The 19000-nt window shown below is 37.3% G+C and carries 12 protein-coding genes; 5 read left to right on the plus strand and 7 right to left on the minus strand.

Annotation, left to right across the window (positions count from 1 at the left end; all coding sequences use genetic code 11):
- The first annotated feature begins 1 nt into the window (after position 1).
- Complete coding sequence (locus GM418_RS28485) at positions 2–2215, plus strand: T9SS-dependent choice-of-anchor J family protein (protein WP_158871351.1); 2214 nt, start codon at positions 2–4, stop codon at positions 2213–2215.
- Positions 2216–2289: 74 nt separating this feature from the next.
- Here GM418_RS28485 and GM418_RS28490 read toward each other — a convergent pair whose 3' ends face one another.
- Positions 2290–2604, minus strand: a complete 315-nt coding sequence (locus GM418_RS28490; protein ID WP_158871353.1) for a hypothetical protein — start codon at positions 2602–2604, stop codon at positions 2290–2292.
- 879 nt (positions 2605–3483) lie between these two features.
- Here GM418_RS28490 and GM418_RS28495 point away from each other — a divergent pair.
- Positions 3484–4623 carry a phosphoenolpyruvate carboxykinase (ATP) gene (locus GM418_RS28495; protein WP_158871355.1) on the plus strand — a complete coding sequence of 380 codons (1140 nt, stop codon included), beginning with the start codon at positions 3484–3486 and terminating at the stop codon, positions 4621–4623.
- Positions 4613–5764 carry a nucleotidyltransferase family protein gene (locus GM418_RS28500; protein WP_158871357.1) on the plus strand — a complete coding sequence of 384 codons (1152 nt, stop codon included), beginning with the start codon at positions 4613–4615 and terminating at the stop codon, positions 5762–5764. Before GM418_RS28495 ends, GM418_RS28500 begins: the two co-directional genes overlap by 11 nt.
- 40 nt (positions 5765–5804) lie before the next feature.
- Here GM418_RS28500 and GM418_RS28505 read toward each other — a convergent pair whose 3' ends face one another.
- From GM418_RS28505 to GM418_RS28530, 6 genes are all read right to left on the minus strand, one after another.
- Positions 5805–7952 carry a S46 family peptidase gene (locus tag GM418_RS28505; RefSeq protein WP_158871359.1) on the minus strand — a complete coding sequence of 716 codons (2148 nt, stop codon included), beginning with the start codon at positions 7950–7952 and terminating at the stop codon, positions 5805–5807.
- Positions 7953–8029: 77 nt separating this feature from the next.
- Positions 8030–10246: a GH92 family glycosyl hydrolase gene (locus GM418_RS28510; RefSeq protein ID WP_158871361.1), complete on the minus strand. Its 2217-nt coding sequence runs from the start codon at positions 10244–10246 to the stop codon at positions 8030–8032.
- Positions 10247–10288: 42 nt separating this feature from the next.
- On the minus strand, positions 10289–12232 hold the full coding sequence (locus tag GM418_RS28515; RefSeq protein WP_158871363.1) for an alpha-L-arabinofuranosidase C-terminal domain-containing protein: 1944 nt from the start codon (positions 12230–12232) through the stop codon (positions 10289–10291).
- Between the two features lie 335 nt (positions 12233–12567).
- The gene (locus GM418_RS28520; RefSeq protein ID WP_158871365.1) at positions 12568–13110 is read right to left on the minus strand and encodes a DUF4251 domain-containing protein; all 543 of its coding nucleotides are present in this window, start codon (positions 13108–13110) and stop codon (positions 12568–12570) included.
- Positions 13111–13360: 250 nt separating this feature from the next.
- A complete protein-coding gene (locus tag GM418_RS28525) occupies positions 13361–14704 on the minus strand; it encodes a GntP family permease (protein WP_158871367.1) in 1344 nt (447 codons plus the stop codon).
- Positions 14705–14799: 95 nt separating this feature from the next.
- Entirely contained in the window at positions 14800–16140 is a 1341-nt protein-coding gene (locus tag GM418_RS28530; RefSeq protein WP_158871369.1) for a DegT/DnrJ/EryC1/StrS family aminotransferase, read from the minus strand.
- A gap of 206 nt (positions 16141–16346) precedes the next feature.
- Between GM418_RS28530 and GM418_RS28535 the strand changes: the two genes are divergently transcribed.
- Both GM418_RS28535 and GM418_RS28540 read left to right on the plus strand, forming a co-directional pair.
- Positions 16347–17075 carry a hypothetical protein gene (locus GM418_RS28535; protein ID WP_158871371.1) on the plus strand — a complete coding sequence of 243 codons (729 nt, stop codon included), beginning with the start codon at positions 16347–16349 and terminating at the stop codon, positions 17073–17075.
- Positions 17076–17236: 161 nt separating this feature from the next.
- Positions 17237–18994 carry a sensor histidine kinase gene (locus tag GM418_RS28540; RefSeq protein ID WP_158871373.1) on the plus strand — a complete coding sequence of 586 codons (1758 nt, stop codon included), beginning with the start codon at positions 17237–17239 and terminating at the stop codon, positions 18992–18994.
- Positions 18995–19000: the final 6 nt, after the last annotated feature.

Consider the following 19000-nt stretch of genomic DNA (forward strand, 5'->3'; position numbering starts at 1 on the left):
AATGAAAAAAAATTTACTCTTTCTATTCTGCTATTTGATATTTAGTTCGGTTCATTCTCAATCCTCTCAAGAACTCCCTTTTTCTGACAATTTTGAAAATGACATTGATGGCTGGATATTACAAAATACTATTTCCGATACTCAGTGGTACTGGAACAACGAAGAAGGTTTTGAAGGCTCAAATAGTGCAAGTTTTACTTTAAACCTGATAAAACCATACGACGTTAATGACGCATGGTTTGTGACACCGGAAATAAATACAGACACAGATTCTCATGTAAAAATTAAATTCAAATATATGCGTTGGGGCGATTATTTAAGCCCGCAAATTTATTATACCTATAATTTTACCGGCGATGTAGAAACAACTGAATGGAACGAAATTCAGGATATCTCATGGGGAACTGATGTGCTTGAATACTATGATATTCAGGCGCTGGGAATTGAGACACCCGGAAACAAATTCTGGTTTGCTTTCCGTTATCAGACAACTGAAGACAAGGCGGCAGCATTTTATATCGATAATTTTAGCATTGATAGTTACATTCCTCCTGCACCTTTTGTTTTGGTGGATGAAGCAGAACATTTTGAGTTTTATACAAATATTTCAGGCGAGGAAGATTTCTATTTAACTATCCAGGATAGTCTTGAAGAACAATATGATAAGCTAAATTCTCTTTGGAACAGGCCCGGTATTGATGACATTTTTAAAGAATCAGACAAAATCAAGGTATATTATTCAGCAAAAAATGATATTTACTTATCCGAAGAAGAAACTCACGGTTGGAAAAGCGGATTTCATAACACCGAAAACCTTGAGCTCTTTTTATCGCCATTAACAAATACAAGTCAAGCGGATTATTACAATACCCTTACAGGTCTGGCTATCAATGAATTTTCGCAATTAGCCGTTTCAAAAAAACTTCTAAGGGAAAATTGGTCTGACCTGCCCACTTATTTTTTAGAGGGATTTGGGTTGTTTGAAGCCGGATTTCGTCCACGAAGAGACTCGATTATAAAATACATCGATGAAAATCCTGCTACAAACTTTGATTTCGTAACAGATACTTCGGGTATAAGTAATACTCTTAAAAAGGATTTTATTGTCAGCAGTGTTGAGGGGCCCTTGCTTTCAGGGGGGAGTTATCTGGGCATTGGTCCGATACATTCATCTTGGCTTCATAATCAACTTTCCATATACCTAAAATATTTTTATACCGATCCAGACGATCAAAGAATAAAGTTACAGCTCGCTACACCTGATTTCGACTTTTACGGTGCAACTTCGGATTCCAGTCATTTTTCTGACGTTGTATCTTATTTTGAAAATGCATATTCATTTTATATTGCCAATTATAATCTTAAACCCAAACATCGTTTCAAAGTAGTCATTGTACCAACAGAACCAATTGGGATGGATATACTGAATTATAACGACTATTTTAACGGTGGCGTAGGCTGTGGAGGAGATTTAGTCATTCAGCTTTCTCCTAATTATAATTTCGACCAGGAAACATATGACCGCTATTACGCCAATACCAGTTCTCATGAGTTTTTCCATGTTTATTACAATCATTTTATGTGGGAAATCCCTGGTGGGTTTTGGGCCGAAGGGAGCGCTGATTTTAGCGCGAGGCATGCACTGGGGGCAGATATACGCCGTGAGCGTTTTTGGATGATTGAATGGACATTCGATGAATATGCAAAAAAATACAATATTGAGCCTGATCTGGAACACATCAGTACAAATCCGAACCTTGAACTTGATATCTATTATTTAGGAGACTTGTTTTTTGAGTTTCTATACGAAAACTATGGAGGATATGAAAATATTAAAAAGTTCTTTAATCAGGGAATGGATTATTCAGCTTTTGGTACTACTTACGAGGAAATCGATATCGGATATATTAACTATTTAAAATCGCTGGCAGGAATTGCAACAACAGCAGATTTAGTTAAAAATTTACCATCAAACAATCTTAATCTAATTTTGACAGATGAATTTCATCTGTCCTTTCAAACCCAAACAAGCGGAAAGGTTAATCTCTCCGTTTTTGATATTCAGGGGCGAAAAGTTTGTACTTTAATTGATAAAAAACTCAGTTCAGGAAAACATATCGTATCGATTGAAAACCTAATGAATATAAGCGGAATATATGTATATAAACTAACAACTCCACAAAATAGTTCGGTATTAAAATTTATAAAAAACTAATTTGCATTTTTAACAAAAAAGCCCGAAACCATCTCTTTGGTTTCGGGCCATTTGTTAGCATTAAGTACTATCTATTACCGATCATTGCCTGACCTCCATGAACTTCCGGAGTGACTGTTGTTATTGTCCGTCTTATCAGACTTCCATGGACCATTAGACTTCTGATCTTTGTTGTTATAATACTGCTGTTGCCGGTAATTATCATTTGTCCGCCCGCTTTTTGCAGAAGGAGAACAAGCCTGCGCTTTTTGACTGTTCATTAAAATCATCATTGTTGTTGCAGACGCAGCAACTAATCCCGTCTTTTTGATGGCTTCTTTACGGGAAATCTTCTTTTCCTCAAAAAGTTCGCCTCCATTTTCTACTAAACCTTCATTTTTCTCTTTCATAATTTTTACGTTTTTAAATTAACATTTATAAATTGATAATAATAAGTACTATGCCTTTTGAAATCTTCATATTGTTGAGAACCCTCTGCTATCTTTGAATCATTTTTTCACAGAAGCTATAGTCAAATCCAAAACATTTGAAACAACAAAATAATGCACGTTATATCGGCACATATCAAATATAAATTTGTTGTTAAAAACCGATTGGGTTAGCTTTTATAAAAAGAAAAAGGAGAAATTAAGATTGATGAGAGTAAAGGTATCCCTTTAGTCACTCACATAATTGTGACTATAGTAGATTCTAAAATTCCAATGCCGAAAAATTACAAATAATTAAGTTCTCCCACAAAACAAAAAAGAGTCTACTTAACAATAATCGATAAGTAAGATTCTTTCACAACAGCAAAAAACAACTGTTTTACAACAACTTACAACTAAAAATAAAACATTGACTTTTTTAAACATATTCTCAATTTGAGAAAAAAATTCCACAAACAGGACAGTATTTCTATTTAAAAAATTTGACGGGCGAAATCTTCTGAAATATCAATGAAGCTATTCTGCTTTTTTTAAAACTCCTCAACATTGTCAAGTCTTCCTGAAAAACAAAGAAAAAATCCTTAAACATTAAACAAGCCATACAAACCATAAATAACTCCAGATTTCTAAATATAAAAATGGAAAATAAATTTTCTTTTGAAATGCACAAATATTCCATTTTAGGCTCCTCAAATAAATTCGAAGGTAAATCTAAATAAAACAAAACTGCATCTTTGTGGTTCTTTTTATTTAACAAAAGCTTTTGGCCTAAATTAGAATCTGATAAATAATTTATATATTTAATAAATCAGTTTTTTGTAATTACATAGAATACCTTCAATGACTAACGTTCAGTTTGTAAAAAAGAAAATCGGGACATCATATCTTATATGGTTTAAGGAAAGTAACTTGTACTACCAATTTGAAGAACCGGTCTGGTATGTTTTTGAAAGGTTGGTAAAAAATATTACAGGCCGGGAAATTGCAAGCGGATTTTCAGAACAGTATGATTTAAACTTTGAAGAAAGCTTAACTTTTGTACACGATGTACAGACTAAAATTAGTGAACTCAACCAAAAAGATAATTCGCTGGAAAATACTTTACCCCAGCGGCCGAATTTAAACGGATTCAAATATAAAGCCTACGTAACACACAACTATATAATTGGAGATAAGCCGCTTCGGTTTTCTTTTGAGACCAACTGGCTCGAAAATTATGTACATCCGCTAATTGAGCATTTAAAAGAGGAAACAGAGGAAGCTCATCAGAACCATTTTGAACTTTTCACCTTCGACAACCGGGTTGTATTCCGTCACAATGGGATAGTAAAAGGAAATTGGAATGATAATGAAAGTCATTTAACAAAAGGAAAAGTTTTTATGACCTTGGTAAACACCATTTATGACAAAACGGATACTGACTGGCTAATGACAGTTCACGCATCAGCCTTAACCAATGGAAAAAAAACGATATTGTTTTCAGCACCTCCCAACAGTGGCAAAACTACAATAGCAGCCTTGCTGCATACAAGAGGTCTGAAGTTAATTTCTGACGATTTTGTTGCAGTAGACAGGGATTCCTTCAACGCATATCCATTTCCTTCAGCCATGTCCGTTAAAGAGAAATCAACCGATTTATTAAAACCCTTTTTCCCTTTGCTGGAAGACAAAAAGCTCAACTATATTACCGAGGAAAAAAGTGTCAGGTATCTGCCGCTGGAAAATAATACTTCGATGATATTTCCGGTAAAAGAATTTGTATTTGTGAAATACGACAAGGAAGTTGAATTCGAATGGAACAAAATGGATACACTGGATGCGATAAAACTGCTGCTTGAACAGACCTGGGTGGCTCCAACATTTCGTAATGCAGAAATACTGTTTGACAGGGTAGAAAAATCTTCTTTTTTTCAGCTTACTTACAATAATAATGAAAAAGCGCTGCAAACCATAAAACAACTATTTGATTATGAATCATAAAGAGTTGTTTTATTTTGCCGGACGATGTTTATCTCTTAACGAAAATCCGGAATCGAGGCGCTACATTATTAACAAATGTACCGACGAACACTTCGACTGGCAGGCATTTATACATCTCTGTAGTGACCAGTTAATACTTCCGGCACTGTGGGTAAAGTTTCGAAATCATAAAATAATCGAATATATACCTGAGGAAGTAAAAGATCATCTTTTTGAGATTTATAAATTAAACAGGCTACGAAATAAAAATATTATTCATCAAATTAAGGAAATAACAAGGGTACTAAATGAAAACGGAATTCAACCTTTGTTTTTAAAAGGTGCAGCGAATTTGCTCGATAACATATATACGGATATTGGAGAACGGATGTTGGCTGATATCGATTTTTTAATTCATGAAAAAGAATTTCTGGCAGCGGCAAGAATATTGGAAGAGGCAGGCTACTCGATTGTAGAAGAAACCACTGATTATTCAGAATATGAGGAAATTACAGGATTAAAACATTACCCCAAGCTTCTGCACCCTGATTTTGATGCTGTCATTGAAATCCACCGCATACCGGTTGAAGAAAAATATTCAGACTGGTTTAATTCCGGGATGATATTTAAAAGGAAAAAAAAGCCGGAAAGTACAGCCGGTTATTTTGTACCTTCTGACGACCACAAAATCATACATAATTTTATCCACAGTCAACTTTCCGACGAAGGTTATTTGTACGGGAACCTATCTCTCCGGGAAAACTATGATTTACTCCTGCTTTCAAAAAAATGTCCTGTTGCTACTGCTTTATCAGAAATAAAAAAGAAAAAAACAGCCACTGCGTATTTCACAATGGCATTTTTAATTCTGGGGATAAACCAATCATTCTCCTCAAAAAGAGATATTGCATTTTGCTTACTTTGGTGCAAACACACATTGAACCTAAAATCTGCAACATTTTACCACATTCTCAGAAGTGCCATTTTTATAGGCCAGAGAATATTTAAAGGTTATCTCGGCCGACCTGTCAGGGCAATATATAGTAAAAGTGAAAGAAAGGCTTTTACAAATCGTTTACGGAGTCCGCAATGGCTGCGAAATCATTTGTCATTATACACCCATTTTTTTAAAATCGGAAAAAAAAATTCAAAGCTTAATTAATCCGCCCCGGAAAACACCGTCTACCAAACGGTTAATTTCTTCATTCTGCAATTTCCATTTCTTCAAGCAGATAACCTGCTCCGGCAAATTTTTCGATAATAAAAAGTGCATAACGAATGTCAAGTGTAATGTTGCGGCACATTTCCGGATCGTACATAATATCACTCATGGTTCCCTCCCAACAACGGTCGAAATTTAAACCAATCAGCTCTCCATTTGCATTAACAACAGGGCTGCCTGAATTTCCGCCCGATGTATGATTTGAAGCTGTAAAACAAACGGGCACATCGCCATTTACTTCGTACTTACCAAAATCCTTTTCCCTAAATAACTCTTTCAGTTTCTCCGGAACATCATAGTCATATATTGCAGGATTGTCTTTTTCCATAATTCCGGAAAGTGTTGTGTAATATTTGTATCTAACACCATCGAAAGGTTCGTAACCTTCTACTCTTCCATAGGTTATTCGCAAAGTCAGATTAGCATCCGGATACAATGGACTGCCACTTTGCATTTCCATAATACCGGCCAAATATATTTTCATACTCCTGTCAATGTTCTCATTCAGTGTATTAACAATAGGTTTTATTTTGACATTGTAATAAAAATTCAGCATTCTCACCATCGCTATCAAAGGGTCTTTGCGCAGTTTCAAAACCCGTTTTTCATTTCCATTGGTGAGTAACTCTGCCAGTGTTTCCTTTTCAGTAAGTTTTGATTTCCGGTATACCTTTTTAAGCAATTTTTCTTTGTCATTTTTATTCATCAATTCCTGAAAATCATAAGGCAGAAATTCCGGGTCCAGCTCATTTTTTAAAAGTGGGAGTAATTCAGTAAACAATTTTTCATCAACAGCCTGGTTAAAATCTTTAAAAAAAGAATCGAGACTCTTCTCCATATTCAATTTTAAACTTTCAACACGTTCAGGTTGGTTACTTTCTATGTTATTAACAATAGCGTTTGCCATTGTTGCCAGTTTAAAAATCTCGGGACCGCGCAAGACAATTTCAGAATAATAATCGGACGCCTTTATAAACCGTTTATACTGATCATAAAGCACCTCGAAATTGTTAAAAACAGGCTGATATATCGTTTGCCACGTTGAATTTTTCTCTGCCCAGTTTTTAAATTCTTCCTCAAACTCAAGTTTTTCATTTACAGCATCCAAACGTTGCAGTCCTTTTATTTCTCCCTGCCATTTTTTCCAGGCATTACCAATACTCTGATATTTGGCCGAATATTGAATTCGAATTTTAGGATCCTTCTGTATGGCGGCTCCTACAATTTGCAGTTTTATATCTCTTAACTTTATCCGATCGGGGTCCCGCTGATTCATAATAATATCAACTTCCTGATGTGGAATGTATTGCTGCGTACTCCCGGGGTTTCCAAAAACCATTGTAAAATCACCGGGCTGAATTCCTTTTATCGAAATCGGCAAAAACTTTTTAGGCTTGAAAGGAACATTATCCGGAGAGTATTCTGCTGGTTCGTTGTTTGCGTCGGCATAAATTCGGAACACAGAAAAATCGCCGGTATGCCTTGGCCACATCCAGTTATCTGTGTCGCCACCAAACTTGCCAATAGCTGAAGGTGGTGCCCCTACCAAACGAACATCGGTGTAGGTTTTGTATACATACAAAAAATATTGATTCCCGTAAAAAAGAGGTTTTATCTGCGTACGGTATTTATTCTCTTCAGAAGCATCACTTTCTATTCGCCCCGAATTTCGCCGAATAACTTCGGCTTTTTCCTCTTCTGAAAGGCCTTCTGTATTTTCTAATACTTCGTCAGTAACATCTTTCATATATTCCAGAAAACGAACAGTCAACCCTGGATTAGGCAGTTCTTCGCCTCTGTTCATCGCCCAAAAACCGTCAGTTAAAATATCGTTTTCCACCGAACTATGTGATTGAATTTGTCGGTAGCCACAGTGATAATTGGTAATTAACAAACCTTCCTCCGAGATTAATTCGCCGGTACAACCACCGCCAAAAATAACCACAGCGTCTTTCATGCTGGCATTGTTTACATCGTATATATCCTGTGCTGTGAGTTTAAATCCCATTTGTTGCATTTCTTCAATATTGTACTTTCCGAGCAACGTCGGAATCCACATTCCTTCCTTTGCTGAACCAACCAGAATGACAAAAAGAAAAAAGAAAACGAAACCGATTAACTTCTTCATAAATAAGACTATTGATTTTAACGGTTTACAAATTGAAAAAAATTCAAAATAACAAACTATGATTTTATACAAGATCCTTATTTTAAATAGGATGATGTCAGTTGATTAAACAATTCAACGCTTCCCCATTCCATATTTGGTTTCTGTCCCATTTCTAATTTAAGTTCTCCGCCATTTACAACCTCATTATGCGTAATCCACGGACCGTCCAGTGGCTTTCCGTTCAACCATGCTTTTTGAATATAAATGTGGTTCTCGGCATAATTTTCCGTTACAACTTTGAAATCATTTCCATTATCGAGATGTATGGTTACTTTCTCAAAAACGGGGCTTCCAATAGTGTAAATGGGTAAGCCCGGAACAACAGGGTAAAATCCCATAAAAGAAAACACAACAAATGCGGTCATTCCGCCACCATCTTCATCACCGGGAATACCGAAAATATTGTCGGGATACCATGCATCCAGCAACATTCGAATTTTTTTCTGTGTTTTCCACGGAGAATCGGTAAAATTATAGAGGTATGGAATATGAAAACTAGGTTCATTGCCCATGGAAAACTGACCTACAATTCCGGTAAAATCGGGAAACTTTGCCCAATTGGCATATTTACTTCTTCCCAGATCTTCCCGAAAAAGCTGATCGAGACGAGCTTCAAATATTTCCTTTCCTCCCATTAAATTCATCAATCCGTCTACATCGTGTTGTACCTGCCACAAATAGGTCCAGCCATTGTTTTCATCGTAGTAATCTCTGCCGCCCATGCCACCTGCCCATTTGGGATCAATATCAATCCACTTTCCTGAAGCATCTTTGGGCATAAAAAATCCTTTTTCTTCCCAATACAGATTTTTGTAATTGTTGGCTTTTTCAGAGAAAAGTTTATAATCATCATCCTTCCCAAATTCTTTTGCCAGTTGGGCTAATGCCCAGTCGTCGTAACTATGCCCCAGGGTAACAGCAACCGCCTGTCGTTTTTCAAAGGAATGAACCATGGGCTCCGTTTCTTCTTCGCCCGGATGCAGCGCCGGATAATACCCGTGCTCCTGATAAAATGTATCCAGCGAACAGGCCGCTCCATTTCGCCAGGGTAACATGGTTCCTTCCAGGGCATTTTTTTTCATTCCTTCGTAAGCCTTTTCAAGGTCGAAATCCAGTACGTTTTTCCGGAAACCATCCAGAAAAGATACTGTTGAGTGAAAGCCATTCATGCAGGGATTCTCTCCCCACAACAAACAAAACTGAGGTAACCAGCCACTTTGTTCATACATTCTAAGGTACGAACTCATCATATCATTTTCAATATCCGGGTCGAGCAAAGCACGCAAAGGATGGTGTGCCAGATAAGTGTCCCAAATCCAGTCGTCGATATAAAAAGGCTGCTCGTCCTCATGTACTTTACCGTCGTAATTGCTGTAATATTTCCCGTCTTCGGTGATATTAACCATACGTTCGTATGTGCGGTAAAAAGCCGTATAAAAGGTTCTTTTTTGCGCTTCTGTTCCGCCTTCCACTTCTATCTGGCTTAAACTTTCCGCCCAGGCCAAACGAGCATTTTCTTTTAATTTGTCAAAATCCCAGGCTGCAATTTCATTCTGAAGATTCTTTTTTGCCTGCTCCAAACTGATGTAGGAGATCGCATATTTAAAATTTAAAGCTTGACTGTTTTCCGAAAATGCAAGAACAAGCTGTTTGCCGTCTTCCAAAATTTCAGAGGAATTTATTGTAGCATCAAATTCTCCGTAAACAAAGGCATTCATTCCCTTAAAAGATTCCACTCCAGAAATGGTATTTTCACCTTCAACCTTGAACGTACCATTGTTGGCTATTGTATAATTTATCTTTGCTATTTCTGAATCCGGGAATTTTATTCTGAAAAAACCGGCCTTAGCTCCCGGCACAAACTCAAGTGTTGTGTTGTAATCCATCAACCAAACTGAATAATAATAAGGAGTTGCAGTTTCGTTTTGTTTTCCCCATTCTGAAACCGGATTTGCTGTTTCTCCGGTAAAGGGCATCAACCTGAAAAGTTGTCCGTTTCGGTGAGAAATCATTGACAAAGGAAATGAAGTAATCTGGTCATCCAAATAATCTTCCCGGTTTGGATACATACGAATGGGCTGGTTTGGCAACTGTACAGTTGGCCGGGTTGGCTGTAAAATATGCCCTACTCCGCCAATATTTGGATCTACATATTTGACAGGATCAAAATGTTCTCCTGTTTGTTTGGTACACGAAAAAACAGAAAAAAAAATCATCAGAACAATTACGAATTGTCCTGACTTAACATTCATTTGGTTCATTGTATTTTAATTTATAAGCTTTTCAATTCAGGCCTATAAATCTAATACAAAAACATGAAATGATTCGGCTTCGATACTAATTTTCGGTGATTTTGAATCCAATACAACTTCCTTTTCAAGCGGTTTTACCAAAAACGGCTCGTCCAGTGTATTTTCATCATCAAGGTTCGCTTTTAATGTAATCTGTTTTCCTTTTAAAACACCCGGAAGTTCTTTTAATTTGAAATCAAGTTCAACTTCCTTTTCCGATTTTCCCGTATTTGAAATTTTTATAATGAGTTGGTCATTATCTTTATCAGTAACCACACTGGCATAAATTCCATTCTGACCAACTACATTTTCTCCATTCATTTTTACGTTTTGCACGGTTGTACCTTTGTATTTGCTATACAACTGCTGGACATAATAATTGGCTGACTTTACCGAACGCAGATTATCAAACCAAATCATGTCGGGTTTCCATTGCCAGGCATCAACATGTGCAAAAAGCGGAGCGTAAGTTGCCAAACGTACCACATCGGAATTTCTTTCAATTCCGGTTAAAAAGGAAGCTTCACAAAGCGCGGCGTAGAATGAATTTTTCTTTTCGGGCTGAACGTGGCAAGCATATTCCCCGGCAAAAACTTTTGGTCCTTTACGACTGTAATCATCATAGCGATCTGCGTTTTGCAGAAACCAGTCAGGGTCTTTGTAGTAATGTTCATCCACCAAATCAACATCCAGCTTTTTCATTTGGCCCCATAAATAATCAAATTGTTCACCATCGGCAGAGGGCCCTGAAGAACCAATAATTTGGATTTCCGGGTATTTCTCGTCAAATGCCTTTTGAAAAGCTTCAAGATGCTTTGGAAAAACCTCGCCCCATTGTTCATTTCCAATTCCGATATATTTTAATCCGAAAGATTCCGGGTGTCCCATTTCTACTCTCACTTTTCCCCATTTTGATGTCACCGGGCCGTTAGCGAATTCCACTAAATCCAACGCATCCTGAATGTAAGGTTCCAGATCGTCAACCGGAACACATTCGTCGGTTATAAACTGGCACGCCATTCCGCAACTCACCACCGGAAGTGCATCGGCACCAAAATCTTCGCAAAGCTGAAAATATTCAAAAAATCCCAAACCGTAAGACTGAAAATAATCGGGCGTAAAACGATGTTGAAATACATAATTCCAACGGTTTTCGTTCACCGGACGATTTTCCACTGCGCCAACCGAATTTTTCCACTGGTAACGGGTTTCCAGGTTATTACCTTCGATAATACAACCACCCGGAAACCGAAATACTCCGGGTTTTAAATCGGCCAAAGCCTGCGCTAAATCCTTTCGCATACCATTTTCACGGTTCTTCCATGTTTCTGCCGGAAATAGTGAAACATGTTCAATATCCAGTTCTCCCTGCGAAATCAAATCAACTCGTAGTTTAGCGTGTGCGCATGTCTCCTCTGCTTGCAATTCCAGTTTGTATTTTTCCCAGTCTCCTGAATTTATTTCAATTTCGCCACTTGCAATAATTTCATTGGCTGCTGAAATAATCTCGATTTTCAATTTATTTTCACCCTTATTCACATTTTTAGCGTATAAACTCAGGTTATATTTCTTGTTTTTTTCAACTCCAATTCCACGAAAACCTTCGTTTAACAATCCTGTTCCGGTAAGCAAACCGTCGTTCAATAAACGTGCATAATGCTGATTGCGGGGAAAAGGAGCTCCTTCGGTTTGCACAGACACTTTTCCATAAGTAAGCCAACCCATAAAGGGTGAATTTGGGAAATCGAACGAACGATTTTTAATCATTTCGGCGTACAAACCTCCGTCGGCAGCAAAATTTATGTCTTCGAAAAAAATGCCGTACATGTTTGGTGCAACTGTTATTTCAGGCTTTTGCTTTTCAACTGTAATTTTCACCAAAGTTTGTGCAGTTAATTGAGCAGTAATAAATAAAAAAGTCAGGATTAAATATGATTTAGTTCTCATAATGAATAATTTATTTTCCAATTTTAAGTCAGTTAAGTTCAAATGTATTTTCAAAAATATCGGATTATTTTCATTTTCAAAATGTTTTAATGTGAAAAATACACTTTATATAAAACGGTATTTATAGTTTCCCTGTATTTGTGCGTTATTCGCGCCTGTCATCAAACATTTGTGAACCAGACCCCGGCATAAATTGATTTGTAAGTACCAAAAAATTTTCTGTTAAAATTCACAGGGATACAAAAAAAGCGAAAAGAGTCAACACTCTTTTCGCTAAATCTCAATCAATCAATTAAGTAATTTAAAGCAATCTTCAAATCACTATCTTAAATTTCTTATAAGGATCTTCCCTCATATACTCTGGAATTTTCAACAGTAACCAGGTCTCCGTCGAAAGTTAGTTGCCCGGAACGCAATCCGGTCAATCTTGCCAGAGTTCCTCCTGAAGGGCCGATTGTCATATTAACGTCATAAATACCAATTGGCGTCATAACGTTCATACTCAGATAAAAAGCATTTCTCTTTTTATCTTCTTTTAAAACCCATTTGGTAATTTTGCCTTTTGCTGTTACACCACCAACTCCGTTTGGTCCGTAGCCCCAGGGCGAACCAATTTGTATAATAGCTATTGAAGAATCCACTTTAACAAAATTCAAATTTGAACTTACAGGATAACTCACGCCACGTCTACTTCTCAGAAAATCCGATTCCAAAACAAAGTTTTTATTTTCAAGTAATTTTTTTGTCTTTTTGTACTGCTGCTCTGTTTTGGCTTTACGCTTTTCTTTTTTTGTCATTGTTGGCGCATCAGTTTCAACCTGAGCAAAAACCAAATTTGAAAAAACCGCTAAAAAAACTATCAAAACATACTTTTTCATCTTTTAATCTCCTTTCTAAAAAGAAGATAACAAGCACTGTTCCATTTTTCATCTCAAACAAACATTTTAAAACACATTAGCACGATTTAACAGATTTTAAATATTCTACTTAACAAAATGGCAAACAGATGCTTACCCATAAGCATTTGATGGATATTTGAAAAAAACGAAAAAATAAAGAAAATCCTTAAAGCTGACTAACCCCGAGGCAAAGCCTCGGAGAATTATTTGATTAAAAACTGATGAAAAACTACAGCACCCACAAACTAATAAGCCAAACCGCAGTTGCAGACATAATCCCCATGACCAGTGTGCCAAGGGTTTGAAGCTTGTACCCCTGCTTAACATTCATCCCGGTCATTTGAGTAACAACCCAGAAATAACTGTCGTTGGCATGACTGGCAATAATTGAACCGGCTCCGATTGCTGTGACAACCAGGGCTCTTGCTGTTGGAGAATCCATTCCCAGCGAAGCTAAAAGCGGCGCCATTAAACTGGCAGTTGTAATAATGGCAACGGTACTCGACCCCTGTGCTATTTTAAGCGACAAGGCGATTATTACCGGTAACCAAATCCCTAAAGTCTGAGCTCCTGAAAGATTGTTTTGAATGACCGCAGCAATTCCTGATGCCTGCAAAACTTTACCAAAAGCGCCCCCACTGCCGGTAACAATAATAATACTTGCGGCTGCAATTATCCCCTGTCCCAACCAACCGGTTGTTGATAGCATGTCTTTTGTAAGCTTTGCCGGAAGTAAAAAAGATAAGCCTACTCCAATGAGCAGGGCTACAGACGGCTGACCAATAAAATTTAAAATTTCAAACAAGTTCCCTTCTCCAAACGGAATTGAAGGCAAGATGCTAACGGACCGAATTACAATTAAAATAATGGGGACAAAAACCGGCAATAATGATTTTACCAGCGAAGGGCTGTTTTTATCATCAAATACTTGTTCTTTTTCGTTTTGTCCGCTATCCGTTTTTATTTGATGTTTTGAAGCTATTTTCAACGAAAACAGCCAGCCTGTGACTAACCCAATTAAACTAACCGGCAGACCGTACAAAATAACCATTCCCAAATCGGCCTGTAAAATTCCGGCTGCTGCGACCGGACCGGGTGTAGGAGGAATCAACGAGTGAGTAACATACAAGCCCAAACTCAGGGCGATGGCAAGCATGGCAAGTGATATTTTTAATTTTTTTGAAATTGCTTTTGCCAGTGGAGAAAGAACAATAAACGCCGAATCGCAAAAAACCGGGATACTCACAATATAGCCCACAATGCTCATTGCCAAAGGAACTTTTTTCTTTCCAACCAATTTTAATGCGCCACCAGCCAGCTTAAACGCGCCCCCCGACATTTCCAAAAATTTCCCGATAATTGAGCCGGCCAGGATAACAATTCCAATGTAGCCAATTGTGCTTCCAAAACCATCATTTACTGTTTCAACAACTTCTGTTAATGTCATTTTCCCCGACAAAACTCCGAAGCCAAAAGCCACTAAAATCAAAGATAAAAACGGGTGCCATTTCAAAACGGAGGTTGAAATAATAATAAAAACAATAGACAAAAGCAAAAGAATAATCAGCCACATAGCAAAGAAATTTGGTTTAGTAATTTTTGAACTGTTCAAATATACGTTAAACCAAAGGTATTATGCTATTTTGACGGGACAAATACACTTCCAGATTACTGAAACGCTTCTCTGTTTTCATAAATTTTTGTAACGGCATTTACAATATCATCCATATCGTGTTTATTGCCAAGCAACATTCTCTGAGAAAAAATTACTGCCTCATCTGCCAGTTGGTCATTCCCGGGCAAAACATTTTCTTCCCGCCACTGTTTCAGTCGCTGTTCAGAGAACAAGCGTTTGTAGCCTTTTGAATTGAGTGCTTCTTCAATGAGCCCGTCGTAATTTTGTCTGCCATAGCCCGATGAACAAGGTACTCCCTCGGCACGTAATGCTTTAATAAATTGTTCGCGTGATACTTTTCCAAATTCCTCAGAAACAAAACGAAACGGATAAAGGTGATAAGCAGAACGGGCATCATCAGTAACCAGTTTATACGGAACAATACCGGGAATTTCAGCCAGTCTCTCATCCAGATATTTTGCATTCTCCAGGCGGATGTCGGCATCTCTTTCAATACGTTTCATCTGCGACAATAACATCAGTGCCTGAATTTGCTGCATTCTGCGATTACTACCCCGAATCGGATAATCAGAAGTACGTTCCACTCGTCCAAATGGTCGTCCACAGTTGTGGAATGAATAACACCGATCCATAATTTCATCGTCGTTTCCAACAATTGCACCTCCTTCACCGGTGGGCAGATTTTTAGAATTTTGAAAACTAAAGCAGCCCAGATCACCCAAAGTCCCCAGTTTCTTTCCTTTATACTCTCCCAGCCAGGCCTGGCACGCGTCTTCTATTACCTTTAAATCGTTTTTTTGAGCCACTTTATTTACTTCATCCATGTCAACCGGCAAACCATAGATATGAACCGGCAGAATGGCAGAAGTTCGACTGGTTATCTTTTCTTCAATCTTCGAAGGATCTATCAGGAAAGTTTCCGGATCGGTATCAACAAACACCGGAAGTGCTTTATTCATAAAAATAACATTATACGTGGCAATAAAAGTAAAAGGAGAAACAAGCACCTCATCTCCGGCGTCTACACCCAAAACATGGGTAGCTACTAAAAGTGATGTGGTCCCACTTGCTGTGGCCAAACAACGTTTTGTCCCCATCAGTTGGGCATATTTTTGTTCAAAGTCCTCAACATGTTCGCCGCTGCCGCGCCACCAACGCCCGCTTCGCAACATTTCAACGATACCGTCCTCAGCTGTTTTATCCCACACGGGCCAATCCGGCCAGGCAACATTTCTTACTTTTTCCCCGCCATACAGCGCAAGTTTTTTTGAACTTTCAAAACCATAAGAAGAAAATGGAGCCGACAACATTCCCAGCGTGCCTGCAGATGCTGTTACAATAGCTTTCCGACGACTAATCCTGTAGTTTTTCATAAGGTTTGTTATTGAGATTTCTGTTGTTCTCAAGTTACGGAAAAATTAGAGTCAAACAAATGCGCAGACAAAAAAATCAAAACTAAATATTTCCAAATTATACTCATTTTCAAACAAATAAATCCTATTTACATAAGCAAAGAAACAATGACCAGAATTTGTATTTCAAGGGAAATAATAAGAAATTTAAAAAGAAAAAAACACGAATGAGTAATTGGCACGAACAGAAAAAGACAAAATTTTTCCCATTGTTTATTTTTGCAGCTTCTATGGGGTTTCTGGAGGCAATTGTGGTGGTTTACCTGAGGGAGTTATATTACCCGGATGGTTTCAGGTTTCCTTTACAAATTTTGCCACAATGGCTAATGGGAGTTGAAATTGTGCGCGAATTCAGTACCCTTTTTATGCTTTTTGCTGTTGCCTGGATCGCTGGCAAGAGCTTTTTACAACGGCTTTCTGTATTTCTTTTCATCTTTGGAATTTGGGATATTTTCTATTATGTGGCGTTAAAATTATTTCTCAGCTGGCCTGAATCGTTGCTAACCTGGGATATTCTTTTTTTAATCCCGATAACCTGGCTCGGACCTGTACTTGCACCAGTTATTTGTTCGATAACAATGATTTTAATGACATTTATTTTTGAATATTTCAGACTAAAAAACAATTCGCATAAAATTACCGGGATTGAATTAGGGTTGATGATTACAGGTGCGACAATTATTTATTTCACTTTCACTTATGATCTCGGAAGAATAATTTTTAAAGGTAACTATTTTCGTTCTTTATTATACTTAACAAAAAATCAAAATTTTACTCAGGAACTTTCAAATTACGTCCCTGATAATTTTTTATGGGGTATTTTCACTATTGGGTTACTGGTTATTTTTTCAGGAATATTTCTATATTTAAAACGAAATTTATCCGTTAAAAATTAAGGGTTCGAAAGTAATAGCCAACGAATATTTAAAAATCAACTTATATCGGTGTTAATAACTTCCAAATTATTAACACAAATTAAACAAAGCATTTTTATTTTTCTGCTAAATTTGCATCGTACTGAATAAGTCGGACGGAAGTTGTGCGTTATTTTTAAGTGATGGGATATCATTTTACAATAGACAGTTTGATTGAGTTCCTGACTGCTGTAGCAGCAGTGATTGCAATAATATTTCTTTGGGAAAAACGCAAATCACAGGAGGTAAAATTTATAATATTACTTGAAACTCTGGTTGCAGTATGGGCAATTACTTATGCCTTTGAATTTGCAACCTACGATCTTCAAACCAAAATTATGTGGTCGAAGTTATCGTATTTTGGCATTGCATTTCTACCTGTGTTGTATTTTTTATTCACAACAGCCTTTAGCCAAAAAACAAAAATAATTACCAACCGCAACATCTTTCTTTTATCGATAATACCTGCTATTACAATCGGATTAATTCTGACCAACGATACCCATAAATTAGTCTGGACTGATGTTACCCAGGATGCAATTTTGAACGTGGCCCACTATCACCACGGAGTCTGGTTTTGGATATACTGGAGCTATGCCATGCTACTGTTTGTTTCAGGACTTTATAATTTGGCATATTCTATATACAGGTTTACAGCATATTACAAGTCTCAAATCACTGTGCTTCTCCTGGCATCTGTTATTCCAATTTTGGGGAACCTGATGTATGTTACCGGTATAAATCCTTTCCCGGGCTTTGACTGGACTCCGGTTTCTTTTGTACTTACCGGTCTGCTCGTTGCTTTTGGTATAGCGCGGTATAAAATGTTTGACCTGGTCCCTTTTGCCAGGAATAAACTCATCGACACAATGGATGACGGCGCCATTGTTGTTAATCCTGATGGTTATATAGAAGATTGCAATTCTTCGGTTTACAAGATTTTTTCACTCAATAAAACTTCAATAATCAACAAAAGTTTTAAAGACATCTTTTCCGACTATAAAACGCTTTCTTTAGCATTGTACAGCAAGGGAGTAGAAAGAGTTCAGGTTGAAATTGACAAAAGATATTATCAGGTGCAAATTTCCCCCATTTATTATAGAAAAAGAGATTACTCAGGAAGTCTTTTATTGTTACATGATATTACCAGTATTAAATATGCAGAGGATGAGTTAAAGGAAGCAAACAAAAAATTATTGGTTGAAATTGAGATTCGAGAGAAACTAATTGAAGATTTGGATTCGTTTGCACATACGGTTGCCCACGATTTAAAAAATACTCTTGGCACGATCGTCGCTTCAAGTGAAATTCTGGAAGAAAGTGTAAATATTAAAGACACAAAACATTCTGCAAGACTGGCCTCTTTAATAAAAAATTCAGCAGACAAATCAATGCGAATTACGCAGGAGCTTTTAATCCTGGCTCGTTCAAGCCGAACTGATATTGAAAAAAGCAGCCTGGATATGAAAACGATTTTTGCTGAAGCCACCGAACAACTAAACGAACTGATTCAAAAGGAAAAAGCTGAAATTAAATTTCCTGCCAAGTGGCTAACTTCCAGTGGATACGCCCCCTGGGTGGAAGAAGTTTGGGTAAATTATCTCAGCAATGCAATTAAATATGGTGGGCATCCACCCAAAATTGAAGTTGGTTCGGAACTAACTGAAGAAAATATGGTAAAATACTGGATAAAAGATAATGGCAAGGGATTAACAGAAGAAGAACAATCTCAACTTTTTCATAAATACGTACGTCTTTCGTCAGGAAGGATTGATGGACAAGGGCTTGGCCTGAGCATCGTAAAACGGATTATTGATAAGCTGGGGGGCAGTGTTGGTGTTGAGCCAGCAAAAAACTTCAACGGAGGCTCTGTTTTTTATTTTACACTACCCGCAATTTAAACTTCT

Origin of the sequence: Maribellus comscasis, assembly GCF_009762775.1 — a bacterium.
Classification (GTDB): Bacteria; Bacteroidota; Bacteroidia; order Bacteroidales; family Prolixibacteraceae; genus Draconibacterium; species Draconibacterium comscasis.